The sequence below is a fragment of the Massilia eburnea genome, from assembly GCF_050709955.1.
GTDB lineage: Bacteria > Pseudomonadota > Gammaproteobacteria > Burkholderiales > Burkholderiaceae_D > Rugamonas > Rugamonas eburnea_A.
In genome coordinates this window covers 159,250-177,938 of record NZ_JBNZFX010000031.1, presented here as the reverse complement: position 1 = coordinate 177,938, position 18,689 = coordinate 159,250, and the positions used below count along the sequence as shown (strand labels likewise).

General features: G+C 61.6%; 18 protein-coding genes. 3 read left to right on the top strand and 15 right to left on the bottom strand.

Features of this window, described 5'->3' with window-relative positions; translation table 11 throughout:
- The first annotated feature begins 33 nt into the window (after window positions 1-33).
- Complete coding sequence (locus ACQ4MM_RS17915; RefSeq protein ID WP_431478607.1) at window positions 34-819, top strand: CPBP family intramembrane glutamic endopeptidase; 786 nt, start codon at window positions 34-36, stop codon at window positions 817-819.
- Window positions 816-1,493: a penicillin-insensitive murein endopeptidase gene (locus ACQ4MM_RS17910; protein WP_431478606.1), complete on the top strand. Its 678-nt coding sequence runs from the start codon at window positions 816-818 to the stop codon at window positions 1,491-1,493. The genes ACQ4MM_RS17915 and ACQ4MM_RS17910 overlap by 4 nt, the downstream gene beginning before the upstream one ends.
- On the opposite strand, the gene ACQ4MM_RS17905 is transcribed toward ACQ4MM_RS17910, so the two are convergent.
- The 12 genes from ACQ4MM_RS17905 to ubiE form a co-directional block, all read right to left on the bottom strand.
- Entirely contained in the window at window positions 1,490-2,392 is a 903-nt protein-coding gene (locus tag ACQ4MM_RS17905) for a DUF3667 domain-containing protein (RefSeq protein ID WP_431478605.1), read from the bottom strand. The two genes, ACQ4MM_RS17910 and ACQ4MM_RS17905, sit on opposite strands and share 4 nt — an antisense overlap.
- A gap of 33 nt (window positions 2,393-2,425) precedes the next feature.
- The gene (locus ACQ4MM_RS17900; protein ID WP_431478604.1) at window positions 2,426-4,114 is read right to left on the bottom strand and encodes an ATP-binding protein; all 1,689 of its coding nucleotides are present in this window, start codon (window positions 4,112-4,114) and stop codon (window positions 2,426-2,428) included.
- A complete protein-coding gene (locus tag ACQ4MM_RS17895) occupies window positions 4,111-5,391 on the bottom strand; it encodes an HD-GYP domain-containing protein (protein ID WP_431478603.1) in 1,281 nt (426 codons plus the stop codon). Before ACQ4MM_RS17895 ends, ACQ4MM_RS17900 begins: the two co-directional genes overlap by 4 nt.
- A gap of 78 nt (window positions 5,392-5,469) precedes the next feature.
- Window positions 5,470-5,916 (bottom strand): dihydroneopterin triphosphate diphosphatase, encoded by a 447-nt coding sequence (gene nudB / locus ACQ4MM_RS17890; protein ID WP_431478602.1) that lies wholly within the window; start codon window positions 5,914-5,916, stop codon window positions 5,470-5,472.
- A 40-nt stretch (window positions 5,917-5,956) separates the two neighbouring features.
- Entirely contained in the window at window positions 5,957-7,762 is a 1,806-nt protein-coding gene (gene aspS / locus ACQ4MM_RS17885) for an aspartate--tRNA ligase (protein WP_431478601.1), read from the bottom strand.
- Between the two features lie 26 nt (window positions 7,763-7,788).
- The gene (locus ACQ4MM_RS17880) at window positions 7,789-8,376 is read right to left on the bottom strand and encodes a DUF502 domain-containing protein (protein WP_431478600.1); all 588 of its coding nucleotides are present in this window, start codon (window positions 8,374-8,376) and stop codon (window positions 7,789-7,791) included.
- A 22-nt stretch (window positions 8,377-8,398) separates the two neighbouring features.
- Window positions 8,399-8,680: an FmdB family zinc ribbon protein gene (locus tag ACQ4MM_RS17875; protein ID WP_431478599.1), complete on the bottom strand. Its 282-nt coding sequence runs from the start codon at window positions 8,678-8,680 to the stop codon at window positions 8,399-8,401.
- A gap of 33 nt (window positions 8,681-8,713) precedes the next feature.
- A complete protein-coding gene (locus ACQ4MM_RS17870; protein ID WP_431478598.1) occupies window positions 8,714-9,367 on the bottom strand; it encodes a methyltransferase in 654 nt (217 codons plus the stop codon).
- Window positions 9,351-10,910: a ubiquinone biosynthesis regulatory protein kinase UbiB gene (gene ubiB / locus ACQ4MM_RS17865; RefSeq protein ID WP_431478597.1), complete on the bottom strand. Its 1,560-nt coding sequence runs from the start codon at window positions 10,908-10,910 to the stop codon at window positions 9,351-9,353. Before ubiB ends, ACQ4MM_RS17870 begins: the two co-directional genes overlap by 17 nt.
- The gene (locus ACQ4MM_RS17860; RefSeq protein ID WP_431478596.1) at window positions 10,907-11,515 is read right to left on the bottom strand and encodes a ubiquinone biosynthesis accessory factor UbiJ; all 609 of its coding nucleotides are present in this window, start codon (window positions 11,513-11,515) and stop codon (window positions 10,907-10,909) included. The genes ubiB and ACQ4MM_RS17860 overlap by 4 nt, the downstream gene beginning before the upstream one ends.
- Before the next feature lie 77 nt (window positions 11,516-11,592).
- Window positions 11,593-12,534 (bottom strand): Tim44 domain-containing protein, encoded by a 942-nt coding sequence (locus ACQ4MM_RS17855; RefSeq protein ID WP_431478595.1) that lies wholly within the window; start codon window positions 12,532-12,534, stop codon window positions 11,593-11,595.
- An 11-nt stretch (window positions 12,535-12,545) separates the two neighbouring features.
- Window positions 12,546-13,280, bottom strand: coding sequence for a bifunctional demethylmenaquinone methyltransferase/2-methoxy-6-polyprenyl-1,4-benzoquinol methylase UbiE (gene ubiE, locus ACQ4MM_RS17850; protein ID WP_090438156.1), 735 nt, complete (start codon window positions 13,278-13,280; stop codon window positions 12,546-12,548).
- Between the two features lie 133 nt (window positions 13,281-13,413).
- Between ubiE and ACQ4MM_RS17845 the strand changes: the two genes are divergently transcribed.
- On the top strand, window positions 13,414-13,662 hold the full coding sequence (locus ACQ4MM_RS17845) for a hypothetical protein (protein WP_028101568.1): 249 nt from the start codon (window positions 13,414-13,416) through the stop codon (window positions 13,660-13,662).
- A gap of 156 nt (window positions 13,663-13,818) precedes the next feature.
- Here ACQ4MM_RS17845 and ACQ4MM_RS17840 read toward each other — a convergent pair whose 3' ends face one another.
- From ACQ4MM_RS17840 to ACQ4MM_RS17830, 3 genes are read right to left on the bottom strand one after another with little or no spacing between them, the layout of a single operon-like run.
- The gene (locus tag ACQ4MM_RS17840) at window positions 13,819-14,238 is read right to left on the bottom strand and encodes a gamma-butyrobetaine hydroxylase-like domain-containing protein (RefSeq protein WP_431478594.1); all 420 of its coding nucleotides are present in this window, start codon (window positions 14,236-14,238) and stop codon (window positions 13,819-13,821) included.
- Window positions 14,235-14,669 carry an HIT family protein gene (locus tag ACQ4MM_RS17835; protein ID WP_431478593.1) on the bottom strand — a complete coding sequence of 145 codons (435 nt, stop codon included), beginning with the start codon at window positions 14,667-14,669 and terminating at the stop codon, window positions 14,235-14,237. Before ACQ4MM_RS17835 ends, ACQ4MM_RS17840 begins: the two co-directional genes overlap by 4 nt.
- Window positions 14,666-18,670, bottom strand: a complete 4,005-nt coding sequence (locus ACQ4MM_RS17830; protein ID WP_431478592.1) for a DUF3683 domain-containing protein — start codon at window positions 18,668-18,670, stop codon at window positions 14,666-14,668. Before ACQ4MM_RS17830 ends, ACQ4MM_RS17835 begins: the two co-directional genes overlap by 4 nt.
- Window positions 18,671-18,689: the final 19 nt, after the last annotated feature.

Genomic DNA, 18,689 nt, shown 5'->3' with positions numbered 1-18,689 from the left:
AAAGTGCTCAGAATTGCTTTATAGTCATGCCCCATGACTGAACGACACACTAGCTTCCCTTCCGCACTGGAAGCCTTTTTCCTGGTGATCTGTACCTGGGGCGTTGAATACCTGGTGATCTGCGCGATGTACGACGCACGCCGATTGCTCGGCATGGACGATCCCTACAGCTTGGCCACCATCGGCAGGGTCCTGGCCAGCGGTGTCACCTTCACTGCGTTATTACATTGGAAGAATCTGGGCTACCGCGACCTGTTTCATCCGCCCCGGACGGCATCGGGTGGGTCGATGCTCGCGGTGGTGCCCCTGGTCCTCCTGGCCACGCCTTGCCTGTTCGTGGTCATGGGCGGGGTAAACGAATTGCTGCAAGCAGCTTTTCCGGCGGACTCCAGCGCCTCGAGCCTGTGCAAGGATATGCTCGCCCCGCATCTGCCCCAGATCATCATGGTTTGCGTATTGGCGCCCATCCTGGAGGAGATGTTATTCAGGGGGATTATCCTGCGCAGCTTCCTGCTGCAATATGAGCGCAGCTATGCCATCCTGGGTTCGGCCGTGGTCTTTGGTTTCGCCCACATGAATATTTACCAGCTTGTCGGCGGCATCACTTTCGGCATCTTCGCCGGATGGCTGTATGAACGTAGCCGTTCGCTGCTGCCAGGGATTGCCATGCACGCGGCCATCAACGCCGGCGTCATGCTGTTGGCCAATGCCGGTTCTGCGGTGCCGGAAACCGATGCCGCCACCCTGGCGCTGACGATATTGCCCGCCCTCCCCGCCTGTTACATGCTGCGCCGCTGCCTGGCCGCGCCTGCACGATGAAGACGGCCCGCATCTTTTCCGCAGCGCTGCTGGCCGCCTGTGCCGCTTCGGCCGGCGCCGCCAGCACCTGCCACGGCAGCGTCAGTCACGGCAGCCTCGAAGACAGCGTCCAGTTGCCGTCCGAAGGGGCCAATTACGCAGCCTATAGCAGCTTGGCCATCGCCATGGGCCGCAACCACGTGCATAGCGAAGTGTCGGCCATCATGCTGGACGCCTATGCCAAACTCGAACGCGCCGCGCCGGGGTCGCAATACGTGTACGGCGAATCAGGCAACGAGTTTGGCGGCCGCTTCCGGCCCCACCGCACGCACCAGAATGGCCTGTCGGTCGACTTCTTCGTGCCGGTGCGCGACAAGGGCGGCCACGCGGCGCGCTTGCCGACACCCGCCACCCAGCGCTTTGGCTACGACATCGAGTTCGACAAGCATGCGCGCTACGGCGCCTACAGCATCGACTTCACCGCGATGGCAGAACACCTGTACCAGCTGGACCAGGCAGCCCGTGCGCGCGGGCATGGCATCGCGCTGGTGATCTTCGACACCGCCTACCTGCCGCGCCTGTTCGCGGCGCCGCGCGGCGCGGCGCTGAAGAAGCTTAACTTCATGAAGGGCAAGCCATGGGTGCGGCATGACGAGCATTACCACGTCGACTTCGCCGTACCCTGCACCCGCTAAGCCATGCGCAGCAAGAACGCAATGCGCACCAGCACCTCAAAGCTCATGACGAGGCAATAACCGAACGTCACGGTCCTCAGCAACAGCACGATCCAACCGCCGCCATACACCTTGCGCATGGCCAGCAGGATGTACAGCCCCAACGCGCTCCCCAGCAGCGGCTTGATGGCCCCCGGCATGCCGCCTACGGTAAGCAGCAAGGCCAGGAAGGTGACCGTCTGAAAATGCATGGCAAACACCAAGTGTTCGCCATAGCGCCAGCCGCTGCCAAGGTGCAGCAGTTTCAGCACGGCCGCCATCAGGGGGATCAGGCACAGCACGACGGTCGGACCGAAGCGTAGCCAGGCCTCCCAGAATTGGGCGGCCTGGACCGGTTCCGGCTGCGCCACGTAATTGCCGTAATTGCCGGCAAACTTATCGCTCGCCCGCGCAAAAATATCGAACAGCCAACCGTCGGCTTGATGCACCTTGCGCGCCGTCGCTGCAGTCGCTGCAGTCGCAACGACTGCAGCTTGCGCCGATACCGGCGCTACCGGTGCGGCCGGCAGGCGATAGACCTCCCACTTCATCACCAGGAACGCCAGCAGCGATACCGTCAGGAGCAGCCGCAAGGGGTCGATGAACTGCCCGCGCCGGCCGCGGATGAATTCAACCGTCAACTGCCCCGGCTTGGCGATCAGCCAGCCCAATGTACGCCACAATTTGCCTTCGGCGGCGATGTAATGGCCCACAAAGTGATGCAGGAATTCATGTGCACTGGCGATATGCACCTTGGCCTTCTGGCCGCATTCGCCGCAGTAAGTGGTACTGACTTCAGCATGGCAGTTATGGCAGGATCCGGCCGCCGCCGGGCGCTGCAATTCGGCTTTAAGGCCGAAATGGAAGAACAGATTTTTCATGCGGAAGATAGTAATCACCGCACGGCAGCTTAGTCAATTTACAACATCATTTTCCTCCGCGGCGGGCGCCATTTGTCGCGGCAGGATCACACGGAAGGTCGTGCCGCACCCGATCTCGCTGTCGACTTCGATGCGGCCGCCGTGTTTTTGCACGATGCTGTAGGACAGCGATAAGCCCAGCCCGGTACCTTTGCCAACCGGCTTGGTGGTGAAGAACGGCTCGAAAATGCGGCCCAGGTTTTCCGCTGCGATGCCGTTGCCGGTATCGCTCACCGACACAGTCACCATCTCGTTTTCGTAACTGGTGCGCACCGTGATGCGGCCGCGGTTCTCGATGGCGTGGGCGGCGTTGACCAGCAGGTTCATGAACACCTGGTTCAGTTGCGACGGGATGCATTCGATTTCCGGTACGCCGCCGTATTCCTTCACCACTTCCGCCTTGTACTTCAATTCGTTCCAGACCACGTTCAGCGTGCTGTCCAGGCCCGTCTCGAGGTTGGCCACCAGTATGTCGCCGCCGCCCGCATGGGAGAAGTCTTTCATGTCCTGTACGATGCGCTTGATGCGGTCCAGCCCATCCATCGATTCGGACAGCAGGCTGCCCAGGTCTTCGCGCAGGTAATCGGCGTCGATCTCCTTGCGCAGGGCATTCAGCTCGCCGCGGTCATTCTCCGGCAGGTGCTCCTCGCGCGCCTCATACGCATCGAGCAGGCGCATTAACGATTGCATATAGCGCTGCAGGCTGCTCAGGTTGGAATTGACGAAGCCAACGGGGTTGTTGATCTCGTGCGCCACGCCGGCGGCCAGTACGCCGATCGACGCCATCTTCTCCGATTGCAGGAGCTGGTTCTGCGCCTCCCCCAGCTTGCGGATCAGGTCGGCCTGGCGCGTTTTTTCGCTCTCCAGCGTGAGATTCGCCATCTGCAGTGCCAGCGTGCGTTCGTGCACGCGGTCCTCCAGCTGGTCGCGCGATTCGCGCAGCGCCTGTTCGGCATGCACCCGCTCGGTGGTGTCGATGAAACCATACACGCGGCCGATGATGCGTTCGCCGAGGAATTGGGGACGCGAGCGGCATTCGAATACTCGGCCATCATGCAGGTTCAACTGGTCGAGCGCCTCGTGCGGGTCGCTGACTTGCTGCAAGCGTTCGCGGCACAAGTCCTGTTCGATCACGTTCGCGGTCAGGAATTCAAGGATGGCGTCATCGTTGCCGTTCTTGAGGAAAGCATCGGGGATATGCCACATCTCGCTGAACTGGCGATTCATGCTGGCGATCTTGTTGTGCCAGTCGATCACCAGGATGCCGTTGCCGGTCGCTTCCAGCGTGGTGCGCAGCTGCGACAGGGTCTGCTCGAGTACATCCTCCACCTTGCGCTCCTGGCGCGCATCGCGGGCCAGGATCAGGATCAGCCAGCGCTCTTCATGGCGCATCACGCGCAGCGATTTCATGACCATGATCTGGGTGCCGTCGGCGCGCTGGTATTCGCCTTCCTGCGCGTCGATGTCCTGGAAATGGCCGCCGCGCACGTCCTCCCAGTAAAACACGTCCTGCAGCGAGCTTTCGATGTCGGTGATCAGCATTTCCACCAGCTGCGCACCGGAGTAGCCAAGCACCTGCTCGGCCACCTTGTTGGCAACGATGATGCGCAAGTCGGCGGGATCGACCAGCAGCATCATGTGCGGGCTGTGGTCGAGCATCAGCTGGCGCAGTTCGGAAATCACCCGGCCGCTCCCTGTCCCGGCTTGGTGGCATCGAAGTAATAGCTGACACGCTTGCGCGGGCTGAGGTAGGCGTAGATTTCCTTCGGCACCTGCGAGGGCTTGATGGCGCGCACGATATTCAGGTCGGTCTCGCGATCCATGTCGACCATGATGGCATCCTCGCGCGACATGCCGGGTTCGTACACCACCAGTTCCGGCTTGTTCGGCTTCTCGGTATTGATGGTGGCAACCATCCCCGTAGCGCCGTTCGAAAGCTGCACGATGGTGCCCGGCGGGTACACACCCAGGCAGCGGATGAACACCTGCAGCAGCTTGGGATCGAACTTGCCGCGGTTCTTCGCAAACATCAGCGACAGCGCTTCGTGCGGGGTCAGGCCAGGCGTGCCGTTGACCGGGTTGCACAGGCGGTCGTAGTAGTTGGCGATCGCCACGATGCGCGCCAGCACGCCGATCTCCTCGCCTTTCAGGTGACGCGGGTATCCGCTGCCGTCATACATTTCGTGGTGGTCGCGCACGATGGCCACGGCGGCGGCGGGAAACTTGAGCTGTTGGCCCATTTCCGTGCCGACCGCGCAATGCGTCTCGTACATGTTCTGTTCGGAGTGCGTCCACGCTTCGGGCTTGGTCAGCACCTTGTCGGGGATATTGCGCACGCCAAGGTCATGGAACATGGAACCGACGCCCATCGCTCCCGCCACTTCGCGCGGCAACTTGATGTCGCGTGCAATCATCATCGACAGCATGGTGACGTTCAGCGAGTGCAGGTAGATTTCCTCGCCGCCGGTGCGGTCGCCCATCACGTGGATCGCCAGCTCCGGCGCACTGAGGATGGAGTCGGCGATCTTGCCGATCATCTCGCTGGCCTTTTGCAGGTTTTCGGCCGGGCGGGCGAAGATGTTCTTCTCCATGTCCTTCATTGCGCGCGCCGTGTCGACGAAAGCGTGCTCGATGCGGGCCGCGTTCTCCCGCTGCTGGCGCATGCGTTCCATCATGGCGCGCTTGGCGGCAAGCTCGGGGGATTCGGGGGCCGCCGCCGGCGGCGCTGCCGCGGCAGCAATTTCGTGCGCTTCGACCGACAGCACGGTGGGCTGCACGTCGCTCAGGGCCGGGTCGATACGGATCTTGTGCAAGCCGAGGCTGCGCAGCTGGTGTATCTGCTCTTGCGACTTGATCTTGAAATGGCTGAAGGCAAACGGATGCTCGAACCACTTCAGGTCGAGGTGGACGTATAAGCCGACTTGCAACTGCTCCAGAAGAATATCCTGAGTCTCCGGCATGGCGTGCGCCCCCAGCGTGACAGTCGATGTCCGATTATAGCCAAACGCGCGACAAGCAATTAACGAGCAAAATGCTAGTTACAGGTGCTGCGGAAGTTGCAGGATTGCTTCGGCATTCGAGGGGGAAAAGCAGCGGTCGGCAGCTTCCAGGTAAGGCAGCCAGACGTGGGCGGTATGCTCGCGCGGGCTCAGCATGACTGGCACGTTGCGCGGCACCTGTACGCTGAAGATATGTTCCAGGTTGTGCGTGACGCCGGGCTCGTAGCGATGGCGCCAGACCGGATAGATTTCGTAAATGTTCTGCAGGCCCCAGTCGCGCAGCACGATGTCCCTGCCGTTGGCAACGATGCCGGTTTCCTCGAACAGTTCGCGGGTGGCGGTGACGAGCAGCGGTTCGTCGACGGCGTCTTTGGAACCGGTGACGGATTGCCAGTAGCCGGGATTGCCGGCGCGTTCAATCAGCAATACGTCCAGGTCGGCGGTGTGTATCACCACCAGGACGGATTCGGGGATTTTGTAGGCCATGAAAAAAAAGGCGGGCCAGCGGCCCGCCTTTTACACCGTATTAACCGGCTACTTTCGGCTCGGCCGAACGCAGGCGGATATGCAGTTCGCGCAGCTGCTTCTCGTCGACCGGCGATGGCGCCTGGGTCAGCAAGCACTGGGCGCGCTGGGTTTTCGGGAAGGCGATCACGTCGCGGATCGAATCGGACTTGGTCATCAGCGTCACGATGCGATCCAGGCCGAAGGCCAGGCCGCCGTGCGGTGGCGCGCCGTACTGCAGCGCGTCCAGCAGGAAGCCGAACTTCTCGCGTGCTTCTTCAGCGCCGATCTTCAGTGCGCGGAACACTTTCGACTGCACTTCTTCGCGGTGGATACGGATCGAGCCGCCGCCCAGTTCCCAACCGTTCAGCACCATGTCGTAGGCCTTGGCGATACATGCACCTGGATTGGTTTCCAGCATGTCTTCGTGGCCGTCTTTTGGCGAAGTGAATGGGTGGTGGGTTGCGGTCCAACGGTCTTCTTCTTCGTCGTACTCGAACATCGGGAAGTCGATCACCCACAGCGGTGCCCACACGTCGGTGAACAAGCCATTGGCCTTGCCGAACTCGGAGTGGCCGATCTTCACGCGCAGCGCGCCGATCGCATCGTTCACCACCTTCGCCTTGTCGGCGCCGAAGAAGATCAGGTCGCCGTCTTGTGCGCCGGTGCGCTCCATGATGGTGTTCAGTACCGCGTCGTCCAGGGACTTGAGCAGCGGCGACTGCAGGCCTTCGCGGCCCTTGGCCTTCTCGTTGACCTTGATGTAGGCCAGGCCCTTGGCGCCGTAGATGGCGACGAACTGGGTGTAGGCGTCGATTTCCGAACGCGACATGGAGCCGCCTTTCGGTACGCGCATGCCGACCACGCGGCCGTTGGCCATGTTGGCGGCGCTGGAGAAGATCTTGGACTCGACGTTCTTCATGATGTCGGTCAGTTCGGTGAACTCCATGTTCACGCGCATGTCAGGCTTGTCCGAACCGTACTTGGCCATGGCTTCTGCGAAGTCCATTACCGGGAATGGGTTTGGCAGTTCCACGTCCATGGTGTTCTTGAACACTTTGCGGATCATGGTTTCGAACAGGTCGCGGATCTCCTGCTCGCTCAGGAACGAGGTTTCGCAGTCGATCTGGGTGAATTCCGGCTGGCGGTCAGCGCGCAGGTCTTCGTCGCGGAAGCACTTGGTGATCTGGTAGTAACGGTCGAAGTTGGCGACCATCAGCAGCTGCTTGAACAGTTGCGGCGATTGCGGCAGTGCGAAGAACTCGTGCGCGTTCACGCGCGATGGCACCAAGTAGTCGCGCGCGCCTTCCGGGGTCGACTTGGTCAGCACCGGGGTCTCGATATCGATGAAGCCCAGGTCGTCCAGGTACTTGCGCACTTCCATCGACACCTTGTAGCGCAGGCGCAGGTTGTTCTGCATCTGGGCGCGGCGCAGGTCCAGCACGCGGTGGGTCAGGCGGGTGGTTTCGGACAGGTTGTCGTCGTCCAGCTGGAACGGCACCGGCACGGAAGCGTTCAGCACCACCACCTGGGTGGCGATCACTTCGATCTTGCCCGACTTGTGCTTGGCGTTGATGGTTTCGGCCGAACGCTCTTTCACGGTGCCGGTGATTTGCAGGCAGTACTCGTTACGCACGGATTCGGCGACTTTGAACATGTCGGCAAAGTCCGGGTCGCAGACCACTTGCACCAGGCCTTCGCGGTCGCGCAGGTCGATGAAGATCAGTTTGCCGTGGTCGCGGCGACGGTGCACCCAGCCGCACAGGCTGACGGTTTGGCCTACGAGGGCTTCGGTTACGAGGCCGCAGTATTCAGTACGCATGGACATATTGATTCTCAGTTTCAGGTTAAGTTTTATTCAGGGACGACAACGCCCATCGAAACGATGTACTTCAGTGCGGCATCGACGCTCATATCGAGCTCGACTACATCTTTTTTCGGCATCATCAGGAAGAAGCCGGAAGTCGGATTCGGCGTGGTTGGCACGTAGACGCTGACGTATTCGTCGTCCAGGTGCTTCTGCACTTCCGTGGCCGGCGCGCCGGTCAGGAAGGCGATGGTGCGTGAACCCGCATGCGGATAAGGCACCAGCACGGCCTTGCGGAAGGCATTGCCGGAATCGGAAAACAGCGTATCCGATACCTGCTTCACGCTGCCGTACAGCGAGCTGACCACCGGAATGCGGTGCAACAGCTTTTCCCACTGCCTGACGACGAAATTGCCGACCAGGTTATTGGTCAGCAGGCCGGTAATGAACACGATCAGCACGGTCAGGATAGTGCCCAGGCCCGGGATATCGAAACCGATCAGGGTACGCGGCTGCCAACGCTCCGGCACGATCAGGAGCGACTGGTCCATGGTGCTGATGATGATGTTGAGCACCCAGGCGGTAATCGCCAGGGGCACCAAAATCAGCAAGCCGGTAATGAAATATTTGCGCATCGGGTTCCTTGTGCGGGCGAAATCAAGCCTCGCTGGTGGACTTTGCCGGCGCAGGCGCCGGGGTGGCGGCTGCCGGGGCTTCGGTCTTGGCCGAGCCGGCAACGCCGGTTGCCGGGGCGCTGCCGCCACGGAAATCGGTCACATACCAGCCAGTGCCCTTCAGTTGGAATCCGGCTGCGGTCAGCTGCTTCTTAAAGGTGGATTTGCCGCAGGAAGGGCAATCGGTGAGCTGCGGATCGGAGATCTTTTGCAGCACGTCCTTGGCAAAGCCACATTCCTCGCAGCGGTAAGCGTAGATAGGCATCGATTACTCCGCAAAAAACATCAAAACCCTGAATTATAAAGCTTTTTTCCGGCGCCAGGCCATCCAGCGCTCCTTGCCCTGGAATACCGCGATGGAGTCGTCGACCGGTGCCTCGAGCTCGAGATCGAAGTGAGCGCTCATTAACTGCACCAGCTGCTTCCTGTCGGCGCCGAACGGCGGACCTTTCGGCTGATTGTCGAAGAAAAAATAGCCTAGCAGGAGGGCGCCATGCGGCAGCAATTGCGCCCAGCGCTGCACCACGCGCGGCCACATCTCGCGCGGCATGGCGCACAGGAAGGCGCGTTCATAGATCAGGTCCAGCGGCTGGGATGGCGTGTAGGCGAAGAAGTCGGCCTCGACCACGCGCTCGCGCCACGGGCCGACCGCTTGTTGCGCCGCAACAACGGCGGACGGGGAGAAGTCGATCGCGGTGGCGTTCCAGCCGGCTTCGCAAAACGCTTGCAGTTCATAGCCGCTGCCGCAGCCGGGGATCAGCGCCGAAAACCGGCAAGGCGGCCGGGGGGCCGTACCCGTCAGACCCAATGGGTCAGACACTGGTTTACCGGTTTGTAGCCATGCAGCCAGCTGTGCCGGCACCCCACCCCGATCCCACGGGGTAAATTCGCCGTCGAAGCGCTGGTCCCAGAATTCCGGCGTGCGCGGATCGCGGTTAGTAAAGTCGGGCATAAGCCAGGTACGCCACGGTGCCCATCACAAACGACCCGACAAAGAACGCGAAGAACGACAGCAGGCGATTGGTATGCCGCTGCTCCTTCACCAGGTAGGCCAGCAACTGTTTGGTCTCCACGTCGCGCTCCGCGGCGACCGTGAGTGCCTGGTGCGCCAGTCGTGGCAGCTGCGGGAAGATATGCGAATAGCGCGGCGCTTCCGCCTTCAAACGCTCCACCAGTCCGCGCCAGCCCACCTGCTCCGCCATCCAGCGCTCCAGGTAAGGCTTGGCCGTCTTCCACAAATCCAGCTCGGGATCGAGCTGGCGTCCCAGGCCTTCGATATTCAGCAGCGTTTTCTGCAGCAGCACCAGCTGCGGCTGCACTTCGACGTTGAAGCGGCGCGAAGTCTGGAACAGGCGCAGCAGCACCTGGCCAAACGAGATGTCCTTCAACGGGCGATCGAAGATCGGTTCGCAGCATGCGCGCACCGCCGCCTCCAGCTCATCGACACGGGTCTCCTTCGGCGCCCAGCCCGACTCGATGTGCGCCTCTGCCACCCGCTTGTAATCGCGGCGGAAGAACGCCAGGAAATTCTGCGACAGGTAATCCTTGTCGTAATCGGTCAGCGTGCCGACGATGCCGAAGTCCAGCGCGATATAGCGGCCAAACGACTCCGGCTCGATCGACACCAGGATATTCCCCGGATGCATATCGGCGTGGAAGAAGCCGTCGCGGAATACCTGCGTGAAAAAGATCTCCACGCCATCCGATGACAGCTTTTTCAGGTCCACGCCCGCCTCGATCAAGCGCTCGATCTGCGACACCGGAATGCCGTGCATGCGCTCCATGACGATCACATTGCTGGAGCAGTAATCCCAATACATTTCCGGCACCAGCAGCAGCTTGGATTCGGCGAAATTGCGGCGCAGCTGGCTGGCATTGGCCGCCTCGCGCATCAGGTCCAGCTCATCGTGCAGGTATTTATCAAACTCCTGCACCACTTCCTGGATCTTCAGGCGCTTGGAATCGGCCCACACGCGGTTGATGAAGTTGGCCGCGATATGCATCAGCGCCACGTCTTCATCGATCAGTTTCTTCATGCCCGGGCGCAGCACCTTGACCGCCACCTGGGTGCCGTCCTTCAGCGCGGCGAAGTGCACCTGTGCAATCGAGGCCGAGGCCACCGGCACGCGCTCGAAGCGCGCAAACAATTCGTCAGGGTGGGCGCCCAGCGACTCTTCGATCATCGCGATCGCCAGGTCGGAGTCGAACGGAGGCACGCGGTCCTGCAGCTTGGACAATTCGGCCACGATATCGAGCGGGAACAGGTCGCTGCGGGTCGACAGCACCTGGCCGAACTTCACGAAGATCGGGCCCAGCTCCTCCAGTGCGCGGCGCAGGCGCACGGCACGCGGCGTCGACAGGTCGCGCCAGAAGAAAACGGTATCGAGGAATTTGCTGATGCGCGGCTTGTCGAAGCCGGAAATGGCGATTTCATCCAATCCATAACGGACGGAGACGCGGACAATCTTGAACAGCCGGAGGAATTTGCGAATCATTTAGCCAGTTTTTGTTCGAGTTTTTCCAGCCGCTTGCTGGCACGTTCCACGTCGTCGCGGAAGCGGGTCACATCGGCCGCAAAGCTTTCCGCCACCAGCGGGCGGATCAACAGCGGGTTCTCGTCGAGGAAATACTCGGCGACGTTCTCGGCCGCTTTGCGCTGCCCGTTGCGGGCGCCCTGCACCACCGCTTTCGCCCCCTGCACCAGGCGCACGGCGGCAATCGGCCCCACCAGCTTTTCCAGGTCGTACTCGGCCTCCCAACGCAGCGATTGCGACAGGCGCGAAATGGCGTTGGCGAATTCGGCGTCGCCTTCGATCTTCACGTAAGAGAAGGCGCGCTCGCGGTTTTGCGCGATCAGCGGCAGGTCGCCCAGCTTCAGGCGAATCGTCACCGCCGCTCCCGCTTCGCTGCCCGCCGCCTCCACCATGCCGTCCGGCGCCACGCGCAGGCGCAGCACTGCCGGGCTGGCGTCGATCACGGCGACCTTGCCGGCGTGCAGCTTGAGCTCAGTACGCGCCCAAGGTTCCTGCGCCAGCAGGTGGTTGACGGTGGCTGCCGCCGGCATGCTCAGGCCGGGCAGCCTGGGAGGGAATGGAAACATATTCAGGTCGGTCCAAATAAAACAAAACCGCCCCGGAATACCAGGGCGGTCTCGATCTTACCAGTTACTGCGCGAGGTCACGCAAGCTGCTGGATACCCGCCAGCATCCAGCCGGTTTTGCCGCTATGCGGTTTGCTCATGTTCCATACTTCCTGGAACGGTTCCGGCAGCGCATCGGCAGCAGGTTTCATCTTGCCCCAGAACTTCACGCTGGCCAGCGATTCGTTGCCGTCGTTTTCAATCCCCAGCAGTTCAGCCTCGATCGCCACCACGTCGGTGTACTCGGCTTGCGCGCCGCGTTCCTGGATCTGCATGCGCAGCTCAGCAAACACTTCAGGCGTGGTGAAGGTGCGGATATCTTCCACGTCCGCCTTGTCCCATGCCGCTTGCAGGCGGATGTAGTTGGACTTGGCGGCACGCAGGAAGCCAGCGCTGTCGAAATCGGCCGGCACGCCCCAAGGAGCATGCGCCACCGCTTCCGCCGCGGCAGGCGCCGCCAGCGCTGCACCGGCAGCAGGCGCCACCGGCTCGAAAGCCGCTGGCTGCATCTGGTGCACGTTGCCACCGTTGTAGCCACCGCTGAATGCTGGCTGGGCCGCCGGCTGCGATTTACGGCGCAGCATGCGAACGATGAAGAAGATCACGCCGCCGATCAGGGCGATCATCAGGATCGAGCCGATGGCCGACGCCATGGCGCCGCCCAGGCCAAAGTGCGACAGCAGCGCGCCCAGGCCGAGGCCCAGCAGCGCACCGCCGAGGATGCCCTTCCACATGCTTGGCTTGGCAGCCGGTGCCGGCGCGGCAGGCGCCGGTGCGGCAGCAGGACGGTTGGCAGTCGGCGCCGCGCTCGGGGCGCTTGGTGCCGGCGCAGGCGCGGCCTGCCTCGGCATGCTGTTCACGCTCGACGACTGGCGGCCAAAGGACTTGCCACCGCCCATCGGGCGCGCGGACAACTCGCTCATCATGCTCACTGCGGACAGCGCAATCATTGCGCCAGCCAGGAATTTTTTCATTTTCATCGTTGGATGTCTCACATTTTGATACCAGTGTGTAAAGCGGCCACACCTGCCGTCAGGTTGTAGTACTGCACGCGCTCGAGACCCGCAGCCTGCATCATGGTCTTCAACGTTTCCTGGTCCGGGTGCATGCGGATCGATTCGGCCAGGTAGCGATAGCTCTCCGAATCGTTGGCCACTTTCTGGCCCATCCACGGCAACACCGTGAAGGAATAAAAATCATACGGTTTTTGCAAGACCGGATCCACTTTCGAGAATTCCAGCACCAGCAATTTGCCGCCCGGCTTCAACACGCGACGCATTTCAGAAAGAGCAACATCCTTGTGCGTCATATTGCGCAGGCCGAACGCCACGCTGACGCGGTCGAAGTAATTGTCCGGGAACGGCAACTTCTCCGCATCGCAAATCAAGGTGGGGGTCACCAGCCCTTTATTCAAGAGACGATCGCGCCCAACGCGCAGCATCGACTCGTTGATGTCGGTCAGCCAGACTTCGCCGGTCGACCCCGCAGCCTTGGCAAAGGCCTTGGCCAGGTCGCCGGTACCGCCGGCGATGTCGAGCACCTTCATGCCGGGGCGCACAGCCGCGTTAGCAATTGTGAAAGCCTTCCAGATCCGGTGCAGGCCGCCGGACAGCAGGTCATTCATGATGTCGTACTTGGCGGCGACGGAGTGGAAGACCTTGGCGACTTCCTTGACTTTCTCGTCTTCGTTGACGGTTTTATAACCGAAATGGGTGGTATTGGTCATTTTGAGGGTGCCTTGTAATTGCCGCATTATACATTTGTGGGGTGGCGCACAGATTTTGCAGATGGTTGTCAACCAGAATGCTCAACGAGTCGTTTTATGGCTCAGACGATTTGTCTTACTAGGAGATTTTCAGATGGAGCTTCAGCAAAAATTGCCCGCGGACATTTTTTTCCCGGATATCGACGAAGCCACCAAGCAGTTCATTGATGCCACCCGCGCCCAATCGCGCGCCCTGGCGTCCGCAGAGCCGCACCCGATGACCTTCAATGTAGAGGCCATCCGTCGGCTGACTCCGGAAGCCCGCGCCGCATTCCGCTATATCTGGGAACGCGAGCAGCAACGCTACGAAGAGTTCCAGCGTCGCAAAATGATGGTCAACTAAGCATTCTTTCAATGGCGGCAACATGCCGCCATTTCTTGCTATTTCTTGCTATTTCTTGCTTTATCCGAAAGCAGGCGGCTGGGCCAAGCAAAAGCCGGCCCAGCGCCCAGCAAGCTCTACCTCGACACTTCCATCTTCCGCGCCTACGGGACTGACTCAGTGGTGGTGTCCACAGCCGTGCGCTTTGGCGGCAGCGCCTGGCAGCACGGTGCCGGGTTCGCGGCCGGCGTCGCCAGCGAAGCCGGCGGCTTCCAGGCGTTTCAGGTAGTCGGCCCAGTGCTGCTCCATGCGCGCGCCCAGGTCGTACAGGTAATCCCAGGTGTACAAGCCGGAATTGTGGCCATCATCGAAGGTTGGCTTGACGGCGTAATTGCCGACCGGCTCGAGATTGATCATGGCGACCTCGCGCTTGCCGACTTGCAGTACTTCCTGGCCTGGTCCATGGCCCTTCACTTCCGCCGATGGCGAATACACCCGCAGCAGCTCGAAGGGAATATTGAAGCTCGCGCCATCGTCGAAGGAAATTTCGAGATAGCGCGATTTGCTGTGGACGGTCAGGCCGGTAGGGTTCTTCATTTCAGGTTCTCGATGATTGCCGCCCGCAAGGCCGGCAGCAAAGCCGTACGCGCCGCGATCGCCGCGTCGTCGTGCTCGCGCTGCTTCGCGCCCCAGGTCGGGTTCGGGAAGTGCGCATCGCCAGTGTAACGCGGGATCACGTGCCAATGCACGTGCGGCGTCATATTGCCGAAGCTGGCGACGTTGACCTTGTGCGGCGACATGGTCGCACGCTGCGCCTGCTCGACCGCCCACACGGTCTGCATGACATGGTCGCGGTCCGCCGCCGACAGGTCGGTCATTTCACGTACATGGTCGTGCCACACCACGCGCGCGAAGCCAGGGTAACCAGGCTCGTCGACCAGGATCACCGCCAGGCGCTCGTCACGCCACACCAGCACGTCCGCCGACGGATCGGCCAGCAGCTTGCACAGGTCGCAGTTGAGCGTCATACCAGCACCCTTTCGATGCCGCCGTCATTGGCGCGCGCCACGTAATCCACCAGCCAGTTGTCGCCCAGCTTGTGCTTGGCCATTTCGACCACGATGTAGTCGGCAGTGGTGCCGGAATCGTCGTTATAGCGGGTCAGGCCTTGCAGGCATGCGGGGCAGCTGGTCAGGATCTTCACGTCGCCGTCGAAGTCCTGGCGCAGTTTGTCGGCGCCGGCCACCATTTCCTGCTCCTTGCGGAAGCGCACCTGCGTCGAAATATCCGGACGGGCGGCGGCCAGCGTGCCGGACTCGCCGCAGCAGCGGTCGTTCTTTTCAATCTTCACATTGTCGATTGTGGAGACAAGCGCGTTCACCGTCTTCAGCGGATCCTGCATCTTCATCGGCGAGTGGCACGGGTCGTGATACATGTAGCGCGTGCCGGTCACGCCTTCCAGCTTGACGTTCTTCTCCAGCAGGTACTCGTGGATGTCCATGATGCGGCAGCCAGGGAAGATTTTTTCGAACTCGTAGCCAGCCAACTGGTCGTAGCAGGTGCCGCAAGACACCACCACGGTTTTGATATCCAGGTAGTTCAGCGTATTCGCCATGCGGTGGAACAGGACACGATTGTCCGTCACCATTTTCTCCGCCTTGTCGTAATCGCCTGCGCCGCGCTGTGGATAGCCGCAGCACAGGTAGCCCGGTGGCAGCACGGTCTGCACCCCCACATCCCACAGCATGGCTTGCGTGGCCAGGCCGACCTGCGAGAACAGCCGCTCCGACCCGCAACCCGGGAAGTAGAACACCGCCTCACTATTGGCGTTGGTCTTCTTCGGATCGCGAATGATCGGGATCATCTTGTTATCTTCAATGTCCAGCAGCGCCCGCGCGGTCCTCTTCGGCAGGTTGCCCGGCATTTTCTTGTTCACGAAGTGAATCACCTGCTCGCGCACGGCCGGTTTGCCGACGGTAGGCGGCGGCGCCTTGGCCTGCTTGCGCGCCACGGCCTTGAACACTTCATGCCCCATGCGCTGCGCCTTGTAGCCCCAGCCCATCATCACCTCGCGCGTGGCGCGGATAGTCGACGGGTCGGTCGCATTCAGGAAGAACATGGCCGCACGCTTGCCCGGATTGAAGGAGCGCTTGTCCATCTTGCGCAGCAGATTGCGCATATTCATCGACACGTCGCCGAAGTCGATATTGACCGGGCACGGCGATTCGCATTTGTGGCATACGGTGCAGTGGTCGGCAACGTCTTCGAACTCCTCCCAATGGCGGATCGAAATGCCGCGGCGGGTCTGCTCTTCGTACAGGAAAGCCTCGATCAGCGACGACGTCGCCAGGATCTTGTCGCGCGGCGAATACAGCAGGTTGGCGCGCGGCACGTGGGTCGAGCACACCGGCTTGCACTTGCCGCAGCGCAGGCAGTCCTTGACGCTGTTGGCGATGTCGCCGATATCGCTTTGCTGCATGATCAGCGATTCGTGGCCCATCAGCCCGAAGGACGGCGTGTAGGCGTTCAGCAGCGTCGCTTCCATGCCCGGCAGGTTGAGCAGCTTGCCCTTGTTGAAGCGGCCTTCCGGGTCGACCCGTTTCTTGTACTCGCGGAATTCGCCGATCTCGTCCTCGGTCAGGAATTCCAGCTTGGTGATGCCGATGCCGTGCTCGCCCGAGATCACGCCGTTCAGAGAACGGGCCAGCTTCATGATACGCGCCACAGCCTTGTGCGCATCCTGCAGCATCTCATAGTGGTCCGAGTTGACCGGCAGGTTGGTGTGCACATTGCCGTCGCCCGCGTGCATGTGCAGCGCCACGAAGACGCGGCCATGCAGTACGCGCTTGTGGATCGCGCTCGCTTCGTCCAGGATCTGCTTGTAGGCGCCGCCGTTGAAAATCTGGCGCAGTTGCGCGCGGATCTCCTGCTTCCAGCTGACGCGCACCGTGCGGTCTTGCGCCACGTCGAACAGGGTCGCATGCGACTGGTGCTGCAGGCGGTCGTCCAGTGCGCCAGCTAGCTGTTCCAGGCCCAGCGCCAGCAATTCGACGCGCACCTCGGCCAGTGGTTTGTCCAGGTTGGCCAGGATGAAGGTCCAGCGTGCATGCACCTGCTCCAGCAGCGCCAGCGCTTGCGCCTGGCGGTCGCCCAGCATTTCGTCGTAGCCGACCTTGTCGTCGGAGGCGTCATCGCTCTTGCCGATCGGGAGCTTGTCGGCGCCCAGGAATGCGCGCAGTTCTTCCGCCAGTTGCAGCTTGTTCTTGATCGACAGCTCGATGTTGATGCGCTCGATACCGTCGGTGTACTCGCCCATGCGGTTCAGCGGGATCACCACGTCTTCATTGATCTTGAAGGCGTTGGTGTGCTTCGCGATTGCCGCGGTGCGAGCGCGGTCCAGCCAGAACTTCTTGCGCGCTTCCGGGCTCACAGCCACGAAGCCTTCGCCGACACGGGTGTTCGCCAGACGCACCACTTCGGATGCGGCCAGCGCCACGGCGCCTTCATCGTCACCCACGATGTCGCCAAACAACGCCATCTTCGGCAGCACGCCGCGCTTGGACTTGGTGGCGTAACCGACAGCGCGCAGGTAGCGCTCGTCCAGGTGCTCCAGGCCGGCCAGGCGGATGGTATTGAACTGTTCGCCCTGTGCCGGCAGGCCGTCCAGGTAATCCTTGATTTCAACGATCGACGGGATCGCGTCACGCGCCTGGCCGAAGAACTCCAGGCAGACGGTGCGCGTGAACTTCGGCATCTTGTGCAGGATCCAGCGCGCCGACGTGATCAGGCCATCGGTACCCTCTTTCTGCACGCCAGGCAGGCCGGCCAGGAATTTGTCGGTGACGTCCTTGCCCAAGCCCTCCTTGCGGAACTTGCGGCCCTCGATCTCCAGGATCTCGGTCCTGAATGGCTCGCCTTTCGACTCGCCGCGACCGTTAGGATGCGTCCATTCAAGCTTGAAGCGCGCCAGCGGCGTATCGTGGATCTTGGACAGGTTGTGGTCCAGGCGCGTGACTTCCAGCCAGTCGCCGTTCGGATCGACCATGCGCCACGAGGCCAGGTTGTCCAGCGCGGTGCCCCACAGCACGGCCTTCTTGCCGCCCGCATTCATCGCGATATTGCCGCCGATGCAGGACGCGTGGGCCGAAGTCGGGTCGACCGCGAACACGAAGCCCGCTCTCTCGGCCGCTTCGCTGACCTTGTTGGTGATGACGCCCGCTTCCGAATGGACGGTCGCGTATTCGCGCTCCAGGCCCGGCAGCACCTTCATTTCAACGGCGCCCAGCTTGAGCAGCTTCTCGGTGTTGATGACGGCCGACAGCGGCGTCAGCGGAATCGCGCCGCCGGTGTAGCCGGTGCCGCCGCCGCGCGGGATGATGGTCAGGCCAAGTTCGATACAGCCTTTCACCAGGCCGGCCATTTCATCTTCGCTGTCCGGGGTCAGCACCACGAATGGATACTCGACGCGCCAGTCGGTGGCATCGGTCACATGGGAAATGCGCTTCATGCCGTCGAAGCAGATATTGTGCTTCTCGGTGTACTTGCCCAACACTTTCTGCGTGCGCTTGCGCAGGTCATAAGTCTGGCGGAATTCTTCACCGAAGTCGGCGACAGCCTTGCTGGCGGCGCGCAGCAGCTTCTCCACGTTGCCGCTGCGCTTCTGCGTTTCGGCATCCGCGGCATCGACCGTATTGCGGCGCTTGTCCACTTCGACCAGGCGGTGGTGCAGCGCATCGATCAGGGCTTGGCGGCGCTTCGGGTTATCCAGCAGGTCGTCCTGCAGGTAAGGGTTGCGGCGCACCACCCAGATATCGCCCAGCACTTCGTACAGCATGCGTGCGGAACGGCCGGTTTGGCGAGATGCCCTCAGTTCGTCCAGCAACACCCAGGACTCTTCGCCCAGCAGGCGGATCACAATTTCGCGATCGGAGAAGGAGGTGTAGTTGTACGGAATTTCCCGCAAGCGGGTTGGGGCGTGACCATCGGGCGATTCTGCGAGCAATGCCTGGATTTGAGCTGGTGCGTTCATATTGCGTGGACGGGGGGCT

Coding starts and splice junctions, on each gene's coding strand:
- ubiE (WP_090438156.1), bottom strand. CDS start 13,280: ATGACCAATACCACCCATTTCGGTTATAAAACCGTCAACGAAGACGAG.
- ACQ4MM_RS17835 (WP_431478593.1), bottom strand. CDS start 14,669: ATGACGCTCAACTGCGACCTGTGCAAGCTGCTGGCCGATCCGTCGGCG.
- ACQ4MM_RS17905 (WP_431478605.1), bottom strand. CDS start 2,392: ATGAAAAATCTGTTCTTCCATTTCGGCCTTAAAGCCGAATTGCAGCGC.
- ubiB (WP_431478597.1), bottom strand. CDS start 10,910: ATGATTCGCAAATTCCTCCGGCTGTTCAAGATTGTCCGCGTCTCCGTC.
- ACQ4MM_RS17895 (WP_431478603.1), bottom strand. CDS start 5,391: ATGCCGGAGACTCAGGATATTCTTCTGGAGCAGTTGCAAGTCGGCTTA.
- ACQ4MM_RS17860 (WP_431478596.1), bottom strand. CDS start 11,515: ATGTTTCCATTCCCTCCCAGGCTGCCCGGCCTGAGCATGCCGGCGGCA.
- ACQ4MM_RS17875 (WP_431478599.1), bottom strand. CDS start 8,680: ATGCCTATCTACGCTTACCGCTGCGAGGAATGTGGCTTTGCCAAGGAC.
- ACQ4MM_RS17845 (WP_028101568.1), top strand. CDS start 13,414: ATGGAGCTTCAGCAAAAATTGCCCGCGGACATTTTTTTCCCGGATATC.
- ACQ4MM_RS17870 (WP_431478598.1), bottom strand. CDS start 9,367: ATGCCCGACTTTACTAACCGCGATCCGCGCACGCCGGAATTCTGGGAC.
- ACQ4MM_RS17855 (WP_431478595.1), bottom strand. CDS start 12,534: ATGAAAATGAAAAAATTCCTGGCTGGCGCAATGATTGCGCTGTCCGCA.
- ACQ4MM_RS17880 (WP_431478600.1), bottom strand. CDS start 8,376: ATGCGCAAATATTTCATTACCGGCTTGCTGATTTTGGTGCCCCTGGCG.
- aspS (WP_431478601.1), bottom strand. CDS start 7,762: ATGTCCATGCGTACTGAATACTGCGGCCTCGTAACCGAAGCCCTCGTA.
- ACQ4MM_RS17830 (WP_431478592.1), bottom strand. CDS start 18,670: ATGAACGCACCAGCTCAAATCCAGGCATTGCTCGCAGAATCGCCCGAT.
- ACQ4MM_RS17915 (WP_431478607.1), top strand. CDS start 34: ATGACTGAACGACACACTAGCTTCCCTTCCGCACTGGAAGCCTTTTTC.
- ACQ4MM_RS17840 (WP_431478594.1), bottom strand. CDS start 14,238: ATGAAGAACCCTACCGGCCTGACCGTCCACAGCAAATCGCGCTATCTC.
- ACQ4MM_RS17910 (WP_431478606.1), top strand. CDS start 816: ATGAAGACGGCCCGCATCTTTTCCGCAGCGCTGCTGGCCGCCTGTGCC.
- nudB (WP_431478602.1), bottom strand. CDS start 5,916: ATGGCCTACAAAATCCCCGAATCCGTCCTGGTGGTGATACACACCGCC.